At 56.7% G+C, this 23064-nt stretch carries 20 protein-coding genes; 13 read left to right on the top strand and 7 right to left on the bottom strand.

Translation table 11 applies throughout. The features are described from left to right. Positions 1-190: 190 nt before the first annotated feature. From EIK79_RS02565 to EIK79_RS02555, 3 genes are all read right to left on the bottom strand, one after another. Positions 191-1156 carry a transcription initiation factor IIB gene (locus tag EIK79_RS02565; RefSeq protein WP_124953716.1) on the bottom strand — a complete coding sequence of 322 codons (966 nt, stop codon included), beginning with the start codon at positions 1154-1156 and terminating at the stop codon, positions 191-193. Positions 1157-1323: 167 nt separating this feature from the next. Beyond that, on the bottom strand, positions 1324-2664 hold the full coding sequence (locus EIK79_RS02560) for a TIGR00341 family protein (RefSeq protein ID WP_124953559.1): 1341 nt from the start codon (positions 2662-2664) through the stop codon (positions 1324-1326). Positions 2665-2732: 68 nt separating this feature from the next. Then, entirely contained in the window at positions 2733-3188 is a 456-nt protein-coding gene (locus tag EIK79_RS02555; protein WP_124953558.1) for a YbhB/YbcL family Raf kinase inhibitor-like protein, read from the bottom strand. Positions 3189-3336: 148 nt separating this feature from the next. Here EIK79_RS02555 and EIK79_RS02550 point away from each other — a divergent pair, with 148 nt between their 5' ends. The 3 genes from EIK79_RS02550 (at position 3337) to EIK79_RS02540 (ending at position 6185) form a co-directional block, all read left to right on the top strand. Then, complete coding sequence (locus EIK79_RS02550; protein WP_124953557.1) at positions 3337-4344, top strand: CapA family protein; 1008 nt, start codon at positions 3337-3339, stop codon at positions 4342-4344. A 233-nt stretch (positions 4345-4577) separates the two neighbouring features. Further along, positions 4578-5096 carry an Lrp/AsnC family transcriptional regulator gene (locus EIK79_RS02545; RefSeq protein ID WP_124953556.1) on the top strand — a complete coding sequence of 173 codons (519 nt, stop codon included), beginning with the start codon at positions 4578-4580 and terminating at the stop codon, positions 5094-5096. A 441-nt stretch (positions 5097-5537) separates the two neighbouring features. After that, positions 5538-6185, top strand: a complete 648-nt coding sequence (locus EIK79_RS02540; protein ID WP_233737862.1) for a halocyanin domain-containing protein — start codon at positions 5538-5540, stop codon at positions 6183-6185. A 156-nt stretch (positions 6186-6341) separates the two neighbouring features. Here the strand turns inward: EIK79_RS02540 and EIK79_RS02535 are convergent, their stop codons facing one another. After that, positions 6342-7097, bottom strand: coding sequence for an IclR family transcriptional regulator (locus tag EIK79_RS02535; RefSeq protein ID WP_124953555.1), 756 nt, complete (start codon positions 7095-7097; stop codon positions 6342-6344). 364 nt (positions 7098-7461) lie between these two features. On the opposite strand from EIK79_RS02535, the gene EIK79_RS02530 reads away from it, so the two are divergent. From EIK79_RS02530 to EIK79_RS02510, 5 genes are all read left to right on the top strand, one after another. Then, on the top strand, positions 7462-8694 hold the full coding sequence (locus EIK79_RS02530) for a mandelate racemase/muconate lactonizing enzyme family protein (RefSeq protein ID WP_124953554.1): 1233 nt from the start codon (positions 7462-7464) through the stop codon (positions 8692-8694). Positions 8695-9185: 491 nt separating this feature from the next. Next, a complete protein-coding gene (locus EIK79_RS02525) occupies positions 9186-10496 on the top strand; it encodes an ABC transporter substrate-binding protein (protein ID WP_124953553.1) in 1311 nt (436 codons plus the stop codon). 38 nt (positions 10497-10534) lie between these two features. After that, complete coding sequence (locus tag EIK79_RS02520) at positions 10535-11479, top strand: carbohydrate ABC transporter permease (protein ID WP_124953552.1); 945 nt, start codon at positions 10535-10537, stop codon at positions 11477-11479. 2 nt (positions 11480-11481) lie between these two features. After that, the gene (locus EIK79_RS02515; RefSeq protein WP_221621657.1) at positions 11482-12408 is read left to right on the top strand and encodes a carbohydrate ABC transporter permease; all 927 of its coding nucleotides are present in this window, start codon (positions 11482-11484) and stop codon (positions 12406-12408) included. A 35-nt stretch (positions 12409-12443) separates the two neighbouring features. Continuing rightward, complete coding sequence (locus EIK79_RS02510) at positions 12444-13607, top strand: ABC transporter ATP-binding protein (RefSeq protein WP_124953551.1); 1164 nt, start codon at positions 12444-12446, stop codon at positions 13605-13607. Positions 13608-13636: 29 nt separating this feature from the next. Here EIK79_RS02510 and EIK79_RS02505 read toward each other — a convergent pair whose 3' ends face one another. Further along, positions 13637-14410 (bottom strand): SDR family NAD(P)-dependent oxidoreductase, encoded by a 774-nt coding sequence (locus EIK79_RS02505; protein WP_124953550.1) that lies wholly within the window; start codon positions 14408-14410, stop codon positions 13637-13639. Between the two features lie 89 nt (positions 14411-14499). Between EIK79_RS02505 and EIK79_RS02500 the strand changes: the two genes are divergently transcribed. The 5 genes from EIK79_RS02500 to EIK79_RS02480 all read left to right on the top strand — a co-directional run bounded on the left by EIK79_RS02500 (position 14500) and on the right by EIK79_RS02480 (position 20068). Continuing rightward, positions 14500-15543, top strand: coding sequence for a zinc-dependent alcohol dehydrogenase (locus EIK79_RS02500; RefSeq protein WP_124953549.1), 1044 nt, complete (start codon positions 14500-14502; stop codon positions 15541-15543). Between the two features lie 106 nt (positions 15544-15649). Then, positions 15650-16717: a D-xylose 1-dehydrogenase Gfo6 gene (gfo6, locus tag EIK79_RS02495; RefSeq protein WP_124953548.1), complete on the top strand. Its 1068-nt coding sequence runs from the start codon at positions 15650-15652 to the stop codon at positions 16715-16717. 738 nt (positions 16718-17455) lie between these two features. Continuing rightward, complete coding sequence (locus EIK79_RS02490; RefSeq protein ID WP_124953713.1) at positions 17456-18400, top strand: ABC transporter ATP-binding protein; 945 nt, start codon at positions 17456-17458, stop codon at positions 18398-18400. Beyond that, the gene (locus tag EIK79_RS02485; RefSeq protein WP_124953547.1) at positions 18397-19236 is read left to right on the top strand and encodes an ABC transporter permease subunit; all 840 of its coding nucleotides are present in this window, start codon (positions 18397-18399) and stop codon (positions 19234-19236) included. The genes EIK79_RS02490 and EIK79_RS02485 overlap by 4 nt, the downstream gene beginning before the upstream one ends. 91 nt (positions 19237-19327) lie before the next feature. Continuing rightward, complete coding sequence (locus EIK79_RS02480; protein WP_185715483.1) at positions 19328-20068, top strand: superoxide dismutase; 741 nt, start codon at positions 19328-19330, stop codon at positions 20066-20068. Positions 20069-20074: 6 nt separating this feature from the next. Here the strand turns inward: EIK79_RS02480 and EIK79_RS02475 are convergent, their stop codons facing one another. Both EIK79_RS02475 and trkA read right to left on the bottom strand, forming a co-directional pair. Then, positions 20075-21646: a TrkH family potassium uptake protein gene (locus tag EIK79_RS02475; RefSeq protein WP_124953546.1), complete on the bottom strand. Its 1572-nt coding sequence runs from the start codon at positions 21644-21646 to the stop codon at positions 20075-20077. Next, positions 21643-22968, bottom strand: coding sequence for a Trk system potassium transporter TrkA (gene trkA / locus EIK79_RS02470; RefSeq protein WP_124953545.1), 1326 nt, complete (start codon positions 22966-22968; stop codon positions 21643-21645). Before trkA ends, EIK79_RS02475 begins: the two co-directional genes overlap by 4 nt. Positions 22969-23064: the final 96 nt, after the last annotated feature.

Here is a 23064-nt window from a genome sequence, read left to right as displayed (position 1 = left end):
GGGAGGATGAATCCAGGACACAACGGATGAATCACGGCCGCGGACCGAGGCAGCAGTAGTCGGTTCGCGTGTCTACTCATCAGGCATTCCTGCGTTTTCATGGTCAGCGGTTCGGACAGGTTCGAACACCTGTTTTAGTAGATGTACGTTTCGTCAGCCACAGTTTGAATAGTTGTATTGCAGTTCGTTGTCAATTCTCAATCGTGAGACCGATGGCGTCGAGTTGTTCGTGGTAGCGTTTTCGGATCGTGACCTCGGTCACTTGGGCCACGCTTGCGATGTCGCTCTGTGTCGTTTCAGCACCACAGAGACGCGCTGCGGAGTAGATGGCCGCTGCTGCGTATCCCGTGGGTGATTTTCCGGACAACAACCCTTCGTTTGCGGTGGTGCTACAGATCTCCATCGCTTTCGCTTGGATATCTTCTGAGAGATCGAGTGCCGAACAGAACCGAGGGATGTACTGGCGTGGATCGGCGGGTTCTAACGCGAGCGAAAGCTCGCGGGCGACGTAACGGTGCGTTCGAGCGATCTCAGACCGATCGACCCTGGAAACCTCCGTTAACTCGTCGAGACTGCGTGGTATCCCTTCCTGTCGGCAGGCGGCATACAGCGTAGCGGTGGCGATCCCTTCGATCGACCGCCCACGAATGAGATCCTCATCCAGTGCTCGCCGGTAGAGCACCGACGTGATCTCACGGATGGATTGAGGAACGCCGAGCGCGCTGGCCATGCGGTCGATCTCCGAGAGCGCAAACTGGAGGTTCCGTTCTCTGTTGTTCGCGGTCCGGGCGCGCTCGTTCCACGTGCGGAGCCGACGCATCTGCTCCCGTCGTTTTGCGGAGAGGGTGCGACCGTTTCCATCCCGATCTTGCCAACTGATGGCGGTCGTTAACCCCTTATCGTGCAGCATCCGCGTCACTGGTGCACCGACACGGGACTTTTTCTCCCGTTCGGACGCGTCGAACGCTCGCCACTCCGGTCCCGTATCAATCATCGATCCCTCGATCACTAATCCACAACGATCACAACACCGTTCTCCTCGGTCCTGATTGCGATACACGGACGAACTACCACACTCCGGACACTCTAGTTCCGATGGCTGAGTCACCGTTGTGGTATCGTTCTGGTTCCCCTGCTGCTCGTTCACGCTCGCCATCGTGTCACTCATCTTGCTCACCCACCGTCGAACCGCCGTCCTGTTCTGAATCTTGGATACCGTTTTGGATCACGATATTGTAGTAATCATTGACTACAATATAAATATTACTGTAGTATGGGTAGATAAATTGGTTCCAGATCCGACTTGTCATTCATGGCTTCGATTTAGCTTGCGGATGTGGCTCTGAAACGTGTCGAGTGCAGTGATTCGAGTTGGGGCGTTCCGGACGTGGCATTTGATGTCTGGAGCCTTTCCTGAACGACAGTGACGGAGACATCGGTCCCAGTTCTGTTCTCGATCCGGTATCTGAGCCGATCAGCGAACTGATCCGAGTTGGTCTCGGCGTGAACTGTGACAGCCGTCGGGGTTCGAGTGAACGGTCGTAACTTATAGGAAATATTAACGGACAGTGTTCGAACATCGCTTTCGGCGGTGATCGTTTCGACTTCTTCTTCGAAACGGCTGTTCTGACTTATATTTATTGACGTCGTGATGAGAAACGCGGAGACGATCAACAGTCCAATGAGTAACGTTCCGATCCGTTTCATGGTCGTTCGTTTTGCAGTCTCCTGCTCGAACCAATGAGGGGGACGGTATCCCCGCATCCAGAGCACACCGAGGCTTGCGAAATTGATCGAAAGGATGTTGACAAGCAAGAGCACAGTAACGCTGATGAGTACGACGGGTGACCAGTAGGCCATCGATAGACCGACTGCCGCTGCAGGCGGGATCAGGGCCGCTGCGATCATCACACCAACCAACGGCGCGCTTGCCCCCGAACTCACCGAGAACGCCCCGACTGCACCGGAGCCGAGAGCAACGATGAGAGACAGCGCGCTGGGATTGGTTCGTGAGACCACTTCGTCTATCGTGTGCAGGTCGACAGTCGGCATGATCGTAAACTTGATGAGATACGCGAAGAGCGTCGCACTGCCGACCGCGAGAACGAGTCCGAGACCCTGAGCAAGGATGCTCGTTCGAAACAGTTGCTCGTCGTTGACGATGCTTCCGACGCTTGCGCCGACGGCCGGGCCGAGCAGCGGCGCGATGACCATGCTCCCGACGATGACGGCAGCGCTGTTGGTGAGTAGCCCAACGCAGGCGACGATGGAGCTCACGATGGTGAAGAACACGTAACTCGGCGTCAGAATCGCCATCTCTGTCACTGTGTCTTGTAGTTCCTCTCGTGAGATCCGGTTGCTCGTAAAGGGTTTCAACAGTGGTGTCGAGTCCGGTCGTGTCGTTCGTTCCGTCCCTTTCTCCGGTGAACCGAGGATCGCTTCGACATCCGTGATGATCGCGTATCCCTCTTCTTCGATACCGATCTCGCGCAAAGAATCGAGAAGCCCTTCAACTTCGGCGGTTTCGATGGGGACAGAAACGATTGTCTCAGCGTTGAGGTCGGATGTTTCATCAGCGATTGCGTAGTTGAGCTCCCGCTCTTCCAGCAGTTCCACGACAGCGTCGTGTTTCGCGGGGGGAACCGCCATCTGAACCAAACGCATTGTTTGCCGTCGCTACTGGTTCACTCGCAATGGTGTTAGCGGTGGCGGTGAGGACAATCTGCCACGGGTCACGGGGCTGCGGTTCCCGTGAGCGTCGTGTGCGCGATGATGTGGCCTTTCATCGCGTTCTCGACCGCCGCCTTCGTGGACGCGGGTTGAAGATTCAGGGGACTGTCGAGCGCGTAGAGTTTGAAGCGATAGGTGTGTCGTCTGTCGGGCGGGTTTGGACCACCGTAACCGACATCACCGTAATCATTCGTGCCCTCAATCGCTTCGGTTGGCTCCCACTTTGATGGGATTTCGGTTCGGTCGGGGTCGATGTTCCACACCACCCAGTGATCCCAGACTTTTCCTGCTGGTGCCCGTGCGTCCGGATCGTCGATGATGAGCGCCAACGATTCGCTTTTGGTCGGGACAGTGGCGATGGACAGCGGTGGATTGGCGTTTCGCTCCGTGTAGCTGTATTCGTCCGGGATCGGCTCTCCGTCGGCAAACGCCGGACTCGTGAGTTCGAGATTACTCATCGTGCTGTGGTAGCTTCGTTCGCGTTCGTCGTCTCGATTCCGCTATGATGCTATGGATCGCCACAATCAAAAATCCCACCGTGACGTTCGACGCGTCCGATTTCCTCGCCCGCGAAAGCCGTTAGTGCTACACAGCCTAACTACAGCTATGGCTTCGACCCTTCGGCTCGGATTTACTGGCGATGTCATGTTGGGTCGACTGGTCGACCGTCGACAGCGGTCGCGGTCTGTCGACGCCGTATGGGGAGACCTCCTTGATGAACTCCAGTCACTCGATGGACTGTTCATCAACCTCGAATGTGCCGTCTCACGGGAAGGTCATCCGTGGCGTCGGACCTATCGTCCGTTTCACTTCCGAGGGGACCCGCGCTGGGTCGTTCCGGCTCTTGAACGAGCGGGTGTCGACTGGGTTTCACTCGCCAACAACCACGCCTTGGATTACGAAGTCGAGGCGTTGTGTGACACGGTCGATCGGCTTGATCAGGCCGATATCGCCCACGCCGGGGCTGGTCGAACGGACGCAGCGGCCCGCGAGCCGGCCCGGCTGTCGATCGACGGCGTGGAGATTGCCCTTTTCGCGTTCACTGACAACACCCCTGAATACGCTGCCGGCCCCGACTCGCCTGGCGTCGCACACGTATCGTTCGATCTTCACGACGAGGAGAGCCGAGAAACACTCACATCGACGATACAGAAGGCGAAGGAAACGAATCCAGATATCGTCGTTGCTTCGCTTCACTGGGGACCGAACATGGTCACCGAACCGTCGTCGGCGTTTCAGGATGTTGGACGCTGGTTGATTGAGCAAGGAGTAACGCTCGTTCACGGCCACAGCGCTCACGTGGTTCACGGAATTGAGATCCATGACGGTCATCCGATTCTCTACGATACCGGTGATTTCGTCGACGACTACGCGGTTGATGAAACACTTCGAAACGATCGTGGATTTCTGTTCGAAGTCTGCGTCCGACGGGACGGGATCCCCGACGAACTGCGACTCATCCCGACTGAAATCCGTGATTGTGCAGTCAACACTGCCTCTGAAGCGGCTACTGAATGGAGCCATAGACGCCTGCGAGAGCGCTCCGAGCCGTTCGGAACGCGACTCGCACGGGTGGGCGACGAACTCGTCGCGTCACTCGATGACGATCGGTGACGATTCGCATCCACAAAACTTATTACACAGATCCCATCAGTTCTACACGGACAGCGAATCCGAAGCGACACGTTCAGTCGATGGCATACGGCTGGTCTATCGTCTGCTGTCCGTGCTCTCTCTGGTCCCGCTCCCGTTTTTCTGCCTCTGTCGGTGGATCTTCCCTCATTTCGTCGGTTGTCAAAAGCGAGCCACCGAAACACGCAGGTAGTACGACTGTACTAGGATACTGCATGACCGATTCAGATGACGCACCGAACTGGGATTTCAAGGAACGAGACGTGTATATTCTTCGGGAACTTTCGGAAGATCCACAGCTTTCCTCGCGTGAGCTCGCGGACATCCTCGAACAGAAGTACGGCATCGACATCTCTCACGTAACGGTCAGCGAGTCGATCCGAGGAATGCGAGAGGAAGGTGTGTTTCGGGAGGCGATCATCCCCAACGGCGCGTACTTCCTGTTCGGCATGTTCGAGTTCAAACTCAATCCCGAACATTTCGAGGAAACGTGGCGCGAAGCACTCGAAGCGATCCGTGGCTCGCCTAACACCTTGTTCATGTTCCTCTCGGACGGTGAGTATCAGTGGAAGTCGATCATGATGTTTCCGAATCGACGCGCCGAGTCGAAATGGATCCACGATTTCTACAAGGAGTACGGTGATTCGGTACAAAACATACGGAACTCGGTGGTTCACAACGTCCTGAAATTCCGGACGGACGCGGAAATCCTCGAAATCCTCTACGATCAGTGATCCATTCCTGGATCGGATCGTTGGCACAGTGAACGACAGCCCGGTTTTGTCGCCGTCTTTCGCGTTGCGATCGAACTGTAACAAATTTATAAGGTAGAAGTAATTGTACTATTGCTCTGATCTGGTGTGTGATGGATATCGGTGTCACAGGCGAATCCATCGGCAGAGACCCTCCGACCGAACTGGCTACACAGAACTGATGAAACGTGCAGACACACTGATAGCGGATAAAACGATTGTAACGCGTCGCGGACATCGGTTCGTTTCGGGAGAAATGAACGCTACAGTGGTTCACTGAGCGAGACCTATCAGTGAAGCGCGCTCACGAACCACAAAACGCGTAATGATTGCAGTATGTGGTTTACTCCTTCTCGGATACAATAACTTATGTGTAATAGGTCCTACCATAGGATTCTTCACTCATGGGTGCTAATATTTGCCATGGGTTGGGAAAACGAACACAATATGTCCCGGCGAACGTTCATCAGCGGAATGGCGGGGGCAACCGGCAGCGTGGCTGGTAGCGCGGGGGTAACAGCCCAGACACAGGGGGGAGGAGGTTCGATCGACTACGGCGGCTGGCTTGACGATGTGGGGTACTGGGACGAACAGACAGCCGACCGAACGGGACAACAAGCAGTGACGATCGCGGTCGGTGGTGACCCGAACAGCGGACTTTCGTTCGATCCCGTCGCTGTCCACATCGATTCAGGTACGTCCGTCACATGGGAATGGACTGGACAGGGTGGAGCCCACAACGTTGTCGCTGAAGACGGCAGCTTCAACAGCGGGAGTCCGGTCGCCCAAGCAGGGACAACGTTCACCCGGACGTTCGACGCGGATGGGATCACCAATTACTACTGTGAACCCCACCAGAGTCAGGGCATGAAAGGAGCCATTGCTGTCGGCTCTGTTCCACGGGAGGCAGCCGTACAACAGGAGACTGATCCGGAGGATCTCGGCGTTCCCTTCCAACCTCACTACGTCGGTATCAGTGCTCTACTGACGATGTGCGCAACACTCATCTTCACCTTTTATCTGCTCAAATACGGCGAAAGCCCCCATACGAAGGGCGGAAGCCGGCGGTGACGGTCGAAACGATTCATCCGCAACCGGTGCAATGGCGGTCCCTGATCACTCCCGTTACATTACAGCGGTACTCCTGTAACCCCCACGAAACCCGAACGCACGGATGTTTCCCACAATATGGGATACTCGGTGTGAACAGTTCGAACAGCGAGCTGGCTACGAATGAGTGATGTTGAGTTCGATGACGTTGACCACTTCGAGTAGCTTCCTCGGTAGCTCCTCTCGGAAGCGCTGTTTTCGAAAACGGTTTGCTGGACCGGAGACGCTGACTGCTCCGAGCACCCGTCCCGAAGTGCTTAGGACGGGCGCAGCGACACACCGAAGTCCTTTGATGCGTTCTCCACTATCGAACGCGTACCCACGATCTTCTATCTGCTGTAGCTGATCGGCTATTTCGTCAGGATCGGTCACTGTTTTGTCGGTCCGTTGGGGTAGCCCTTGTCTCTCGAAGATCTCTTGTCGTCGCTGCTCGGGAAGATGGGCGAGAATCGCCTTGCCGAGCGCGGTGCTGTGTAGATACACGCGGGTACCGACGTGTGCTTCGACTTTCACCGCCTCATCGCCGTACGCGCGGTGGAGATAGATCCCTCGTCCGTGTTCTTCTACGAGAAGATTCGCAAGCTCGTTGGTTTGCTCCGCGAGTTTATCGACTTCCGGAACGGCGACATCGAACAGTTTCATCCGACTCCGAGCGTGTGCGCCGTGCTCTAGGAACCGGAGTCCAACGTGGTACGTCCCGTCTTCGGAAACAACGTACTCCTCCTCTTCGAGCGTCTGGAGGTAGTTGTACGCCGTGCTCGTCGGGATGTCGAGCGCCGTCGAGAGTTCCGTCAACGTCGTCCCACCCCGCTCTTGAATCGTTCCCACGATTTCGAACGTGGTCTTGATCGATTTGATCGAATTTTTTCCCATAGGGGATTGATCACACCAACAAGTATAAATCCACTGCCATCTCAACGCATTCGATTCGTGGCCGCTGCCGCAGGCTGACAGCGGCGACGGTGTTCGCTGCCGACTGGTCTTATCGGTGTCAACTACTGATCGATCGGGGTCGTGATCGCTGTAGCTCCGTCGGAATGTCGGTCTCCGGTGGTGCACGCTCGATAACAGGATTGTGGGAAGAAGGACGGTTCCGTACGGCACACGCCTCGGGAGCGGCCTCTTCTTCAGTTGTCTGAACGACCGTTCGGTCGTCGTTGCCGATACGACATGGGTGTGGCTCCGTTCGTTCATCCCGAAAACGTTTTCATACCGACCGTTGATGTTCACACGTCGTATGAACTACAGGCAGTTGCGAGATCCGAATGCGGAGTACACGATGCGCGATCTGTCGGGCGAGACGATGGGACTGAACCAGGATCGAGGGCACCGCGACGTGGAGATCACCGATGTCCAGACGGTGATCGTCGACGGCAACTATCCGTGGACACTCGTCCGCGTGTACACGGACAGTGGTCACGTCGGAAACGGCGAAGCGTACTGGGGCGGTGCGCTGCCGGAGATCATCGAGCGACTCACGCCCTTCGTGGTCGGTGAAAACCCTCTCGACATCGACCGGCTGTACGAACACATGATCCAGAAGATGTCTGGCGAGGGATCGATCGCTGGAAAGGATATCGCCGCTATTTCCGGCATTGAACTCGCGCTCCACGATGTCGTCGGGAAGATCCTGGACGTTCCCGCGTATCAGCTGCTCGGAGGAAAGTATCGGGACGCGATTCGTGTGTACTGTGACTGTCACACTGAAGAAGAGGCCGATCCTGAGGCGTGTGCCGAGGAGGCCGAACGGGTGGTCGACGACCTCGGTTACGACGCGCTGAAGTTCGATCTCGACGTACCGTCCGGTCACGAGAAGGATCGGGCGAACCGCCACCTTCGAACGCCGGAGATCGAACACAAAGCGGAGATCGTCGAACGGGTCACAGAACGCGTCGGTGACCGGGCCGATGTGGCGTTTGATTGTCACTGGGCCTTTTCCGCAGGCAGCGCTCGACGGCTCGCACGGCGGCTCGAAGCGTACGATGTCTGGTGGCTCGAAGACCCTGTCCCACCCGAAAACCACGATGTGCAGCAAACTGTAACCCAATCGACCGGCACGCCGATCGCCGTTGGGGAGAACGTCTATCGGACGCACGGCCAACGCCGTCTCATCGAGGAGGAAGCGCTCGACATCATCGCTCCCGACGTTCCGAAAGTCGGTGGAATGCGAGAAACCCGAAAGATCGCGACGCTCGCTGATCTCTACTACGTTCCGGTCGCAATGCACAACGTCTCGTCTCCGATCGGAACGATGGCTTCCGCACACGTGGGGAGCGCGATCCCGAACGCGCTGGCACTCGAATATCACTCCTACGAACTCGGCTGGTGGGAAGAGTTGGTCGAAGAAGACGACCTCATTCAAGACGGCTACATGGCTGTCCCTGAACGGCCAGGACTCGGCCTGACACTCGATCTTGACACCGTCGCTGATCACCTTGCCGAGGGTGAAACGATGTTCGACGAAGCCTGACCCGCCGACCACACACAGGGACCGATCACGGTGGATGTCCAGCACCGATCGGGCGCAATCAATCAACTCGCGTCGGCTTTCCGACCCGATCGACGTTCCCTTCAAAAGAAGATGATGTACTGTATATTCGAAATTGAATCCATAATACTGGCGATAACGCTGCTTTTTGGAAGTATTTTCACAATGCTTATCGAGAGAAACGTGGAGATCGTGCCCAACTCGTCGCTCATGATGGTGGTCCCCACCTGACGAATAATAGAAGATATCCTATTAATATAGAAACATAACACATTTGACCTTGTTAGTTGTGTATGGTATGAAGAGTTACATATAACTAAATATATATCTACATGGTGTCTATTAGGTTGGCCGGACGCGCCTCTGAAGATGAAACGGCGGACGACGTTACCGGAGGGAATACGCTTCATCTCTATGGAAAATGTTTAATAGTGATCAACGACACGGAATGGTAGGCAGTTTAGTGATGCACCATGTCTACTGACATCGACCATGTTAACGATCCGGACCGACGCCGATATCTGAAAGCACTTGCGGCCATTGGTGCTGTCGGAACGACGGGGATCGCCGGCTGTTTGGATGAGGGGAATAGTTCCAACGGTAACAAAGGCGGTACGCTCGAAGTCGTCCACGGCTGGAATTCTGGTGACGGAAAAGCCGCTATGGAAGCCCTCAAAAAAGCGTTCGATGAGGAATATCCCGATGTGTCAACCGACTATAACGGTGCTGGGGGTGACGCCAACAGCAATCTCAACACAGTCATTGCAAACAGATTACAGAACAACGATCTGATGGGAGCGTTTGCGAACTGGCCCGGAAAACACCTCGAACGGTACAAGGGTGCCCTCATGAACGTCGAGAAAGACGTTTGGGAGGAGGCAGGTTTCAAAGACACAATCCACAAAGCGACGATCGAGCAGTGTACGTTTAACGACAAGATGCCGGCGGTACCGATCGGTTCCCACCGGATGAACAACCTCTTTTACAACGTTCAGGTGTTCGAAGAGGCGGGAGTCGATCCCAAGTCGTTGGATTCGGTGGATGCGCTGATCTCGGCGCTCAAAACGATCGGTCAGAACACCGACGCAGTGCCCATGACGCAGGCGATGAGCGGACCGTGGACGAATCTCCAGCTGTTCGCCCAGATCCTCCTGAGTCAGTCGGGTGTGAAGGCGTACACCAACTTCATCGACGGGAACCCCGACGGGAAGGCCATCCGATCGGCACTCAAAGCGACGAAAACCATCCTCCAGAACCACATCCCTGACAACGCCTCGACGCTGAGCATGACCGAGGCCAACGAGAAGATCGTCAACGGCTCTGCTGGCTGTGTCCATCAGGGCAACTGGCTGTACGGCGCGTATCGCAAGAATGATCAGGTGAACTATCAGAAGGATTGGGATTGGATCCCCTTCCCCGGAACGGAAGGAGTGTACGTCTTCCATCTCGATTCGTTCGTGGCGCCCGCGAACAACCCAACTCCGAAGCTGACCAAGCAGTGGCTCCGATTCGTGGGATCGAAAAAGGCTCAGATCACGTTCAACAAGAACAAGGGGTCCGTTCCGCTCCGAACCGACGTGGATCCCAGTAAACTGCCGAAGTACCTGCAGCAGATGTACGAGGACCTCCGGTCTGCGAAACAGCTGCCCCCCACGATCGCACACGGGCTGGCGGTCACGCCACAGACGCTCACGGCGTGTGAGGAGGCGTTCCGTGTGAACTTCATGGGCCCCTACAAGGTCGAGGCAGCCGCGAGTGATCTCGAATCGGCGGTTTCGAACTGACTCATAAGTGATACAATTCATCCAATAAGCAATCTGTTATGGCTACACACGAAGCAACCGGGGAGTCGGTAGCGGACTCCGTGGGATGGCGGACGAAGTTCCGATACGTCCTCAACGGGGATTTCGTTCGGTCCCTTCCGTTCTGGGGCATCCCCTTTGTGATCATGGGGATTGCCGTCTACGGTGGAATCGGCTACAACATCGCAATCTCATTAACGGACACCGCCGGGATCGGACCTGTTGACTGGTCGAGTCTAGATCTAGAGATGTACAGCCAAGCACTGGCAGAACCAGCTGTCCATCGGGCTGCCATGAACACGTTCGTTCTGTTGGTCGCGTTCACGGCAATCTGTCTCGTGCTCGGACTGTTCCTTGCGGTACTACTCGACAGGCAGTTCCGATTTAAACAGCAGACACAGATGATCTACCTGCTCCCGATGAGCCTCTCGTTCGTTGTGACAGCGAAACTGTGGGTGTGGATGTACGACGCCGAAGTCGGTGTCATCAACGTCGTGCTTGGATTATTCGGGATCAGTCCGATCAACTTTCTCGGAAATCCGTCGTTCTCACTCGCTGCGATCATCTTCGCGTTGATCTGGCAGTTCAGCGGCTACACGATGATCGTGTATCTCGCCGGGTTGCAATCGATTCCGGAATCGCAGTTCGAGGCCGCACAGATCGACGGCGCCAGTACAATCAGGATCTACCTGCGCGTCATCATTCCACAGCTCAAGGCCGCATCAGTGAGCGCGGCGGTCGTGTTGATGGTGTTCGCACTGAAGACGTTCACCTTCCTGTACGCGCTGACGGGCGGATACACGCCACCGAAAGGCACTGACATACTGGCGACGCTGATGATGCGGGAGGCGTTCAACAACGTTCAGTGGGCGTACGGAGCGGCGATCGCTACCATGCTGTTGATCATGGCTCTGGGCGTCATCTCGCCGTATCTCTACTACCAGCACAGACAGGGGAGTCTCTGATCATGGCACGAGAATCACTTGCCGACATCGACGTTGCGGGGATCGTGCGCGGGATGAATGCCCGGCGGCTCGGGATCTACATCGTGGTGACGCTGTTCATCGCGTTTTTCCTCGCGCCGCTGGAGGCGGGGATCCTAACAGCGATCAAAACCGACGCATCGATCGCCAATACGATGCCGTTTCTCCCGCCGGGTGCCGACGGGGTGACGGCCGAAAACATCGGAACTGCTTTCAGCCAACTGCAAGGGGGCATCATCAATTCGCTCGTGATGGCGGTACCGGCCACGCTCATCACGATTGTGTTCGCCAGCATGGCCGCCTACGGTCTCACGATGATCGACTGGCGGGGACAGGTTGGGATCCTCATCCTGTTCCTCATCGGCGTGTTCGTGCCCTACCAAGCAGTTATCATTCCGATCGATAAGTTCTGGTATCAGGTCTTCCCCCTGGCTCAGATGCTTGAGCCAGTCGCGCGGTTGAAGCTCGTCGAACCCGGACATCTGCAGTTGGTTCCGTTGACGATCACCCACATCGCGTACGGAATCCCAATCGTCACGGTCCTGTTTCGGGGATACTACCAGAGCATGCCCACCTCGTACATCGAAGCCGCGAAGATCGACGGAAAAAGCCTCACGAGCATCTACAAGGACATCGTCCTCCCCCTGTCGAAGCCGATGTTCGGCGTGGTGTTCATCTACCAGTTCACGCAGATCTACAACGAGTTCCTGTTCTCGTTGACGATCATCAAGTACGCGAACGCGACAGCGGCGACGATGACGCTCGTGCTGTCGGGCATCGGTGCCTCGATCTCCGGCGTCGATTACGGCCTTCGGATGGCCGCGGCGTTTCTCGCTGCGCTGCCGACGCTGGTGTTGTACATCGCGTTTTCCGAACAGTTCGCGAAAGGACTCCAAACGGGCGGAGCGTAACCGGTTTCAGGACATCTACACCATAAACAGCAAACATGGCTAACATAACTATCGAAACACTCACGAAACGCTTTGATGACGTTGTCGCCGTCGATGACGTGAACGTCGATATCGAGGACGGAGAGTTCATCGTTCTCGTCGGTCCATCGGGGTGTGGCAAGACGACGACACTCCGGATGATCGCCGGGCTGGAAACGCCCTCGGAAGGTCAGATACAGTTCGACGGAGACCTGATGAACTACCGCACGCCCCAAAACAGGGACGTTGCGATGGTGTTTCAGGACTACGCCCTGTATCCGCACATGACGGTGCGTGGCAACATGAAGTTCGGGTTGGAAGAAGAGCCGGATTTCACTGACGAAGAACGCAAACAGCGGGTTGAGGAAGTCGCGGAGTTGCTCGACATCTCCGAACTGCTCGACCGGCGGCCCGAGGAGTTATCCGGGGGCCAACAGCAGCGTGTGGCGCTCGGCCGAGCGATCGTCCGCGATCCTGAGGTGTTTTTGATGGACGAGCCGCTATCGAATCTGGACGCGAAGCTCCGCGCCCAGATGCGGACGGAACTCCAACAGCTCCAAGAGCAACTCGACGTGACGACCGTCTACGTGACACACGACCAGACCGAGGCGATGACGATGTCCGATCGGATGGTGGTGATGAATGACGGCGTCCTCCAGCAGGTCGGTGAGCCACTCGAACTGTACCACGAGCCGACGAACATGTTCGTCGCCCAGTTCATCGGTGAGCCGTCGATGAACTTCCTTGATGGAAGCTACGAGGATGAGGCGTTCGTCTCCGAGCAGCTGGCCTACCCCTTCGACGACCGGATCACGGACGGTCTCAGTGCGGTGTCTGACAACGATCGACTGGTGCTCGGTATCCGTCCAGAGGACATCGAACTCCATGATCCGGATGGCGAACCACAGGGTGAAACCAGTCACGAGAACCACACGGCAGCAATGAGCGTGACAGTGGTAGAGCCGATGGGCAATGAGAATGTGATCCATCTCACGTTTCCGGACTCATCGAGTGGAACCGAGGATCTCATCGCGATTGCCGACGGAATGCGACGGATCGACGCCGACAGCGATATCCACGTTCACATCCCACCCGAAGCCGTCCACGTGTTCGACGCAGAGACCGGTGACGCGCTCTACAATCGACGCCTCGAACACGAAGGGAACGTGATTCAGATCTAGTCGCGAAAAGAGGGGTGTTGCTCGCAGCTCTATAGGGCGCTTGTGGCGAAGCCTCCGTCAATCGTGAGGATCTCGCCAGTGATGTATGATGCTGCGTCGCTGGCGAGAAAGACCGCTCCGCCAACGATTTCCTCGCGCTCTGCGACACGGCCGAGCGGCGTGCGTCGATCGATCCGGTCGCGTTTGTCGGTCCCCTCGGCGTAGGTCGCCTCGTTCTGTGGCGTGATGACGAAACCAGGAGCGATCGCGTTGACTCGGATCTCCGGGGCCAATTCCTTCGCAGCCGCCCGTGTGAACGCTTCGACACCGCCTTTCGCTGCGGAGTAGGCCGGCAGGTTCGCCATCGAGAGTCTGGCCGTCAGCGAGGAGATGGTGATGATGGCACCGCCGTCTGCCATCGCGGGAGCGAACGTTTGTGTAACGCGCCGGACACCATCAAGCGCGACATCGGTCACTCGATCCCAGTCCTCATCATCGATTCCGAGAACCGACTCCCGGGAGATCGCACCTTGGGAGACGACGACCACGTCGATGCCGCCGAGTTCCTCGATTGCTGCCTCTCGAACCCGTTCGATCGTTGCCGCCTCGGTCACGTCGCACGTGACCCGCGTGGTGGTCACACCGCGTTCTTCGAGCGCCGTAGCGGTGGTATCAACCTTGTCCTCGCTCCGACTAGTCCCGATCACGTCGGCTCCTTCGCTGCCAAATCCCAGAGCGATGGCCTCCCCGATCCCGCTGGTCCCACCGACGACGACGACTCGTTTATCGCTAACACTCACTGGCGTGTGTTCGTACGAACCCATACCGGGCGTGGGATCAGAACTCGTATCACAGTTTCGGTATGCGGTATCCCGTAGAATTATAACCACTGGACTGTCAGTATTCATCGTCCATGCGTGGATTGGCGAAAGTGAGCCGTACGAACGGCGCGATGGAACTCGTCGAACGGGAACGACCGGAACCGGGATCAAACGAGGCGCTCGTCGAAGTCGAGTACGCGGGACTCTGTGGGAGTGACGCCGGCATCTACGAGTTCGAATCGGCGTTCGAGCGGATGGAACTGCCGACCGTCATCGGTCACGAATACACCGGGCGGATCGTCGAAACCGGCGATGACGTTTCCGCGTTCTCGGTCGGTGATCGTGTGGTTGAGCGACCAATTCGAGGATGTGGTGACTGTTATCAATGTTCTATTGGTGAGGAAAACGTCTGTCAAAACGCGGTGATCACGGGTGTCGACCACGACGGCGCGTACGAACGGTTTGTCGCGGTTCCCGAACGGGCGCTACATCCTGTTCCGGAAGGCGTCGACCCGATGCACGCGGCCGTTGCTGAGCCGACGAGTATCGGTGCGCGAGCGGTGATCGAGAACTCCCGTGTGAGTCCCGGTGACCGGGTGTTAGTTGAAGGTCCGGGACCGATCGGGCTTCTGACCGCCCAGATAGCTCGCGCACAGGGCGGAACCGTCGTCGTCTCCGGGGTCGACCAAGACGGGACGTACCGGCTGCCACTGGCCGAGCGGCTGGGACTCGAAACGATCAACGTCCAATCTGGGGCGTTCGAAGAGCGGTGTGCTGAACTGACTGATCGCGTCGGATTCGATGTCGTCTTCGATACGACCGGCCATCCCTCGGGATTGCCGTCGGCTGTCGACGCCGTCCGAAAGGGCGGACAGATCGTTCTCGTCGGACAGACTGGCGAGACGACGATGCCGTATTCGCCGCTTGTCCGGGCTGAGATCGATCTTCAGTGCTCATACGCGTCAATGTATGAGGATTTCGAACGGGCGTTCCGTCTCATCCGCTCGGGAGATGTCGACTGTGAAACGTTCGTCGACGATCGGTTTTCGTTGCTCGACGCCGACGACGCTTTCGAGGCGTTTGTCGCCGGCGAAACCTGCAAACCAGTGTTCGACGTTACGCAACTCGTGCAGTAGCCCGCTCTCACTACGAGAAACACGACCGTCGAATCGTTCGCTGTCGTTACACCGCTTCTCCGAGGAGTATCGGTGTTTTAGTAGTTGGTTGTCGTACCGGACCGTAATGCTCGATTGGATCGATAGCTACGAGACGCGCCGGTGGCAGTCGACGACAGAGGGAACAGTTCGATACGCACTGCTGGGACTCGGATGGTGGACCGTCGATGTCGCCCTGCCTGCGATCGCGGCCTCCGAACTCGGTGAGGTGACAGTTCTCGTGAGCAGTTCCACGGACAAAGCCGAGCGAATCGCCGCCGAGAACGGCGTCGATCGGGGGCTCAACTACGAGGAATTCCACGACGGCGTCGCAACCGACGCGTACGACGCTGTGTACGTTGGAACGCCGAACGCGTACCACCTCGAATACGTCGAAACGGCGGCCGCACACGGGAAGGACGTGCTCTGTGAAAAGCCGATGGAGAGCACAGTCGAACGGGCACAGCAGATGGTCGAACAGTGTGAGGCCGCTGGCACCGACCTGATGATCGGCTACCGGATGCACACTGATCCGGCCGTTCAACGCGCGAAAGAACTCATCGAAGACGGGTTTCTCGGAGAGCCGGTCTCCGTCCGCGGCCACAACAGCCAACCACTCCTAGAGATGATTCCCGATCCGGATCAGTGGCGGCTTGATCCCGACCGAACCGGCTACGGGACGACAGTGATGGATCTCGGGATCTACTCGATCAACACAGCCCGCTTTCTGTTGGACCGCGATCCCATCGCTGTTCAGTCCCGACAGGTCTCGACCCACGACGCGTTCGACGATGTGCCCGACGAACGGACCGCTTCGCTCCTCATTTTCGAGGACTGTGAGATGGTTTCGACCGCGAGCCAGAACGCTTACGAGGACACTCGCCTCACCATCACCGGAACGCAGGGACAGATCGAACTCAGGCCCGCCTTCCACGGCGAGTGTGGCCTGCACCTCTCCCGAAACGATCTTTCAATCGACGTGACACACGAAACGTTTGATGCCGAGCGGGAGACGACGGAACTGTTCGATTATTTCTCTGACCGACTGCTCACCGACGGCGATATCTACCCCGACGGTCGCCACGGACTCGTGGATATGCGCGTCATCGAGGCGATCTACGAAGCCGCAGAAACCGACGGCAGGATCGAACTGTAAGCCATACACCGCCGACGCACGGTGGTGAACACAACGGAGGAGCTGCCACCCAAACCAATTCCCACAATGCTGAATAATCGGCTGCGGTCGGATGTCTCTTGTCTGGATCGATATTCAGAAGGGAAGCGTCCGCTCTACGACTATCTGTCCCCTTGATCCGTTCATACTGTCGTTTGGGACAGAGTTTCGTTCCGACAATGGTGGATTGGAAGTGGTTAGCTCTTTCTAATAATTCGGCCGGGCGATGACCGAAACGATGGTGACCAACCTACGCATTCCCCAGTACGGAACACCAGTCTTATCACTATTATTATGTATCGTATCTCCCCCTCTAGACGCGTCCCTTCGCTGTGTATGACAGATTTGATATGCAAACACTATTATCTACTATTTACAAATTTGCTTTAACAACGTCTGATCTCTGTTCGGCTGAGAAAATTCACATCAAAACCGTGCGAATACTACGTTCTGCAGTCGTATTCCCTCGAATACGAATCGTGCGCAGCCAGATCTTCTCTGTACCTATAACTACCAACACGCTGTTAGAACAGAAGTAACCGTACCTACTCGCCCGTAGAATCGAATATCCATCATTTTCAGTGTATAACTATTCGTATGTATGAACATCGCACACCATGACTGTCCGTAACGTATCGTTAACTGTGTTTACAAGTCTGAATGCGGGCCAAATCGTTTTCACCACATTTATTACTTCTGGCGATCGTGTCGGGAATACGAATGGTCGCCATCGATACCACAGCCCTCACGAAACGATTCAAAGACGTTACCGCTGTTGACGAGTTGGATCTGCGAATAGAGGAAGGAGAAATATTCGGGTTTCTTGGACCGAACGGTGCCGGGAAATCGACGACGATCAACATGTTACTGGATTTCCACCGTCCGACGTCGGGATCAGCGACAGTGCTCGGATACGACGCACAGGACGAAACCGACGCAATCCGACGCCGGGTCGGTGTCCTTCCGGAAGGAATGGAACTGTACGGCCGGCTTACAGCCCGCGAACACCTGAAGCTGTGTGTTCAAATGAAAGACGCCGCCGATGATCCGGACGCCGTGTTAGACCGCGTTGGATTGAACGACGCCGTGAATCGTCCGGTGAGTGGGTTCTCGAAGGGGATGGCCCAGCGGCTCGCGCTGGGGATCGCGTTGGTTGGGTCGCCCGATCTACTCATTCTTGACGAACCAACGTCCGGCTTGGATCCCAACGGCATTCAGGAGTTCCGTGACCTTCTCCGGGCAGAAGCCGAATCTGGGACGACCGTCTTCTTTTCGAGTCACGTTCTTTCGGAAGTCGAAGCCGTGTGTGATCGGGTTGGTATCATGAACGAGGGGTCGCTCGTGGCGCTCGACACGATCGACAACCTTCGAGAACACGCCGGTTCGGGTGGCGTCGTCGATCTCACCCTCGAATCGGTGCCTGATGATCTCTCGCTCGGACAGCTTGCGGGCGTCACGGATGTCACGATCGATGGCACTCAGCTCCACGTCAGCTGTGCGACACCCCAAGCGAAAATAAACGTGATCCAGCACGTCGACCGCGTGTCGACGGTCACCGGGATCGTTGTTGAAGAGACATCCCTCGAAGACCTGTTCAACGAGTACACCAACGGTGGACGAGAGGGGTCTGGCGAGACGGAACGGGCTGCGGAGGTGATCGCATGAGCTTCGTCGGTGTCGTCCGGAAGGACCTTCTTGATGTCCGGCGGTCCAACCTCCTCCGGGGGATCGGACTGCTGTATCTCGCCTTCACTGTGTTGTTCTTCTGGGGAACAGGCAGCTCGGGGGCTCCGAACATGTATCTCTCGCTGTGGTCGATGACCGCGGTCGCTGTTCTCATTGTCCCCCTGATCGCACTCGTGGCAGCGTATCTCTCGGTGGCTGGCGAACGCCAAAGCGGCAATCTCAAATTTCTCCTGTCGTATCCGAACAGCCGCCGTGACGTCGTTCTCGGAAAACTCATTGCTCGATCGATTGTCGTTGGTGGCGCGATCGCGTTCGCCTACGTTGTCGGACTGGCGCTGGCGCTCTACTACTACCCGGATGTCGCTGTTGGTGATTTCGTCGCTTTTGTGGGGCTGACACTGCTGTACGCCGTCGTGTACGTGAGCATCGCAGTCGGGTTATCTGCCGCCACAGGTACCCGATCCAGGGCGATGGGCGGAGCCATCGGTGTGTGGTTTTTCCTGAACGTGTTCTGGAACGCCTTCCCGATCAATCCGAACACCATCATCGAATTCGTTGCCAATCGGCTCGGAACGTCTGTCTCACAGAACCTCAAAGATCTCGTCTGGTCGCTCAGCCCGACCGGCGCGTACATGAATTCGATGCAACTGGTGTTTCCCGACTCCGTTGCCCAGCAGACGGGACAGGCGACGTGGATCGATCCCAACGCTCCTTTCTATCTGGATGGGTGGTTCATGCTGGTGATCCTCGCGGCGTGGCTCGTTATCCCGCCCCTGTTGGGCTACTGGCGGTTCCAGCGCGCTGATCTCGGGTGAACGTCGCCGTCTTATTACATCAACAAACAACAATGTATCCGGAATAGAACAGTAACACTATCTTTTTGTGAAAGGCCAGTTACCGATAGCTATGCACGAATCCACGAACGATGATGGGACGACCCGACGAACGATGCTACAACTACTCGGAGCGACCGCAGGGATCGCTGCGGTCGGCGTTGAGGACGCGCTTGCAGTGGGAACGGAATCATCGAAAAACGATCGGTACACACTACCACCGCTCCCATACGACTACGATGCGCTTGCGCCAGCCATCGACGAGCAGATCATGCGACTCCACCACGACAAACATCATCAGGGCTACGTTGATGGGGCGAACGAAGCCCTCGACAAATTAGATACTATGAGACAGAAAGATCGATTCAATAGTATCAAACCAATTAAAAGAGATCTTTCATTCAACGTGTCAGGCCATATTTTGCATTCGGTTTTCTGGGAGAGTATGTCACCCAATGGCGGTGGACGCCCAGCAGGCGGACTCGCAACCGCTCTCGAACGGGATTTCGGATCCGTTGATGGAGCTATCGCGGAGTTCTGTACGGCGGCCAAGAACGTGGAAAGCTCCGGATGGGGGTTACTCGTCTACGATCATCTGGCGGATCGGTTGTTAGTGACTCAGGCGGAAGCGCACAATGATCTCGCGGTTCAGGGTGCGACACCGTTGCTCGTTATCGACGTATGGGAACACGCTTACTACCTCCAGTACACGAACGACCGAGGAGCGTACGTGGATGCGTTCCTCGATGTCGTCGATTGGGAGACCGTCCGCAGTCGATACGAGGCCGTAACGTCCTCGAACGTGTGGATATGAGAGTGCTCATGTCCGCCAGTACGCCGGTGTGAGTAGGACGAGTACAGGGAGGATTTCGAGCCGTCCGATCCACATCAGAAACACCATGAACAGTTTCGATGTCAGGGGGAAATCGAGATAGCTGTTCATTGGCCCAACCGACCCGAATCCCGGCCCGACGTTACCCAAGGTGGCGGCGACGGCACTCATCGCCTCGAACGCGCTCAAATAGTGACCAACCCGCCACGCGTCCGCGATCACGAGAACAACCCCGACGAAAAAGAACACGAGATACAACAGGGTGAACGCGTAGATCCCTCGGACAGTGCGTTCATCGATCGGATGACCGCCTAACCGAACCGGTGAAACTGCCTCGGGATGGACGGTTGTAAACAGCTCTCTGCGGAGTGATTTGATAATCACGACCCAACGGACAATCTTGATGGCACCAGCAGTCGACCCTGCCGATCCGCCGATGAACATCCCGAACAACAGCACGTATTTCGTCGGAGCGCTCCAAACGTTAAAGTCCATACTGGCGTATCCCGTCGTCGTGACGATGGAAACGACCTGAAACGCCGCGTGTCGAACCGAGGCTTCGAGGTTGCCGTTGAAGGGAGCAATAGCAACCGGGAGGGCTTGGAGTCCGGTGCCCAAAAACAACTGCCCAGCGACGACAGCGGTGAGCACAGCTATGACGCCAGTAAAGGCTTGGAACTCGGTGTCATCGAAGAGCTGTTTCGGTCCGTCCGTAACGACGTGCCAGAACAGGGCGAAATTCGTTCCCGCGACAATCATGAACGGAATGATCACCCATTGCACCGCAGCGGAGAAGGCCTCAATCGATCGTGCCTCCGGTGAAAACCCGCCGGTCGGTAACGTCGTGAGTGCGTGGGAAACAGCGTTGTACAGCCCCATGTTCGGGGCGAGTCCGAGGAGATGAAGCCCGTACAACAACACCATTTCGAGGAGAGTGAACCCCAGATACGCCATCCAGAGTACGCGCGCAGTTTTAGCAATGCGTGGCGTGAGCTTCTGAATACCTGGTCCAGGGGCTTCCGCGTCCATCAACTGCGCACCACCGACAGACAGTTCCGGAAGGATGGCGACCGCGAGCACGATGATGCCCATTCCGCCGAGCCATTGAGTGAGCTGTCGCCAGAGCATGAGGGCGTGAGAGTGGCGATCAAGCGAGATGTCTCCCATAACGGTCGCGCCGGTGGTGGTGAAGCCACTCATCGACTCGAACAGCGCGTTTTCGGGTTGCGCGAGCGTCGATTCAGTGCCGACGACCCCGGCGATCAGATACGGCAGCATTCCGACGAGCGCGACGACCAGCCACGTGAGCGCGACCATGAGGAATCCTTCACGCGCCCCGAGGTCCGGATCGGGATCGACGCGTTCGAGCGTCACGCCGACAACGATGGCGAACAGCAAGGACACGACGAACGTTGGAACGTCCTCCCCGTAGTACAGCGCGACGACGAGCGGAACGAGAAACGCCCCTGAGAGGTATTTGACGACAGTACCAACGAGTCCGACACTCGCACGCCAGTCGACACGGAGCTGTTCCCGGCTTCCAATCCAGCCCGGATTCATACCATTTTTGCCACAGTTTCGACAGCAGCTGTTTCAGCGAATAACACTACATGATCACCGCTCTCGATGACGGTGTCGCCACGGGGTGTGATGACCGAACCATTCCGGGTGATCGCACCGACGACGACCTGAGTCGGGAGGTCTGCCATCGACTCACTGATCGATCGATTTTCGAGGATACTGCCGGGGCTGACTTCGATTTCGAGCACTTCCGCACAGCCGTGTTCGACAAGTGCCACGTTCTCGGTACCGTGTGTGAAACGGATGATTTCCTCAGCGGTTGCGTCGCGCGGATTGATCGCCGCACCGACGCCGACCGCCTCGAAGAGATCAGTGTACTCGGTGGTTTCAACCACTGTGATCGTTCGGTCGACACCGAGCCGTTCCGCCAACAGCGACGCGAGCAAGTTCTTCTCATCGGAGCCAAGGGTGGCGATCACGACATCGGCGTCACCGACGTGCTCTCGATCGAGAAATTCCCGATCAGTCGCGTCGCTCTCCATCACCGTCGTCCCGACGAGTTCCTCGGCCAACTCCCGCGCCCGTTCGTGGTCGTTCTCAATCAGTCTGGGATGGCGATCGCGGTCTTCGAGCAGTCGAGCGGTTTGAACCCCGGTTTGGCTCCCGCCGACGATGACGATGTCTTGATCCTCGGTGTGATCAGGCGAGAGAACCCCGGCAAAGGCGTGTGTGCTTTCGGGACTCCCGATGACGACCAAGTCGTCGCCGGCTTCGATAACTGTGTCTCCGGTTGGAATTATTACAGAATCGCCTCGAAGAATGCCTACAAATGTCAATTCGATGAAATTATCTGCGTTCTTGACCGTTTGGCCGGCCACCGGACTGCCGCTTGGAACGCGGAATTCTGCCATCAATATTCGTCCACCGGCGAAGATATCGACGTTTTGAGAGGAAGGCAGGCCGATAACCCGAACGATCGTTTCCGCCGTCAGGAGATCGGTACACACCATGAAATCGACACCGAACGTGTTACCGGTTTGGTTCCACGTTTCGAGATAGTTCGTTTGTTTCACACGTGCGATCGTGAACGGATCGCTCACAGCCGTTGCCGTCGCACAGGCTACGACGTTCGTCTCGTCGTTGTTGGTGCTGGCGATGAACAGGTCGGCAGTTTCGATACCTGCCTCCTTGAGCGTTGAAAGTGATGTGCCATCACCCTTGATAGCGAGCACGTCGAGCGAGTAGGTGAGCTCTTCGACCCGCTCGCCATCGATATCGATAACGATAACATCGTGATCGGCGGCAAGGCTCGCTGCAATCGAGGCTCCAACCTGCCCCGCGCCGGTAATAATCACGCGCATACGTACTCCCCTCCCACTATATCCAGACAAACGTGTGACCGACTAAGTGGATTGCTATTCACTTACCCTACATCTAACACTTCTCAGACACATTCA

Source organism: Halocatena pleomorpha, from assembly GCF_003862495.1.
Taxonomy (GTDB): domain Archaea; phylum Halobacteriota; class Halobacteria; order Halobacteriales; family Haloarculaceae; genus Halocatena; species Halocatena pleomorpha.
This window is presented reverse-complemented; position numbering and strand designations above follow the sequence as displayed.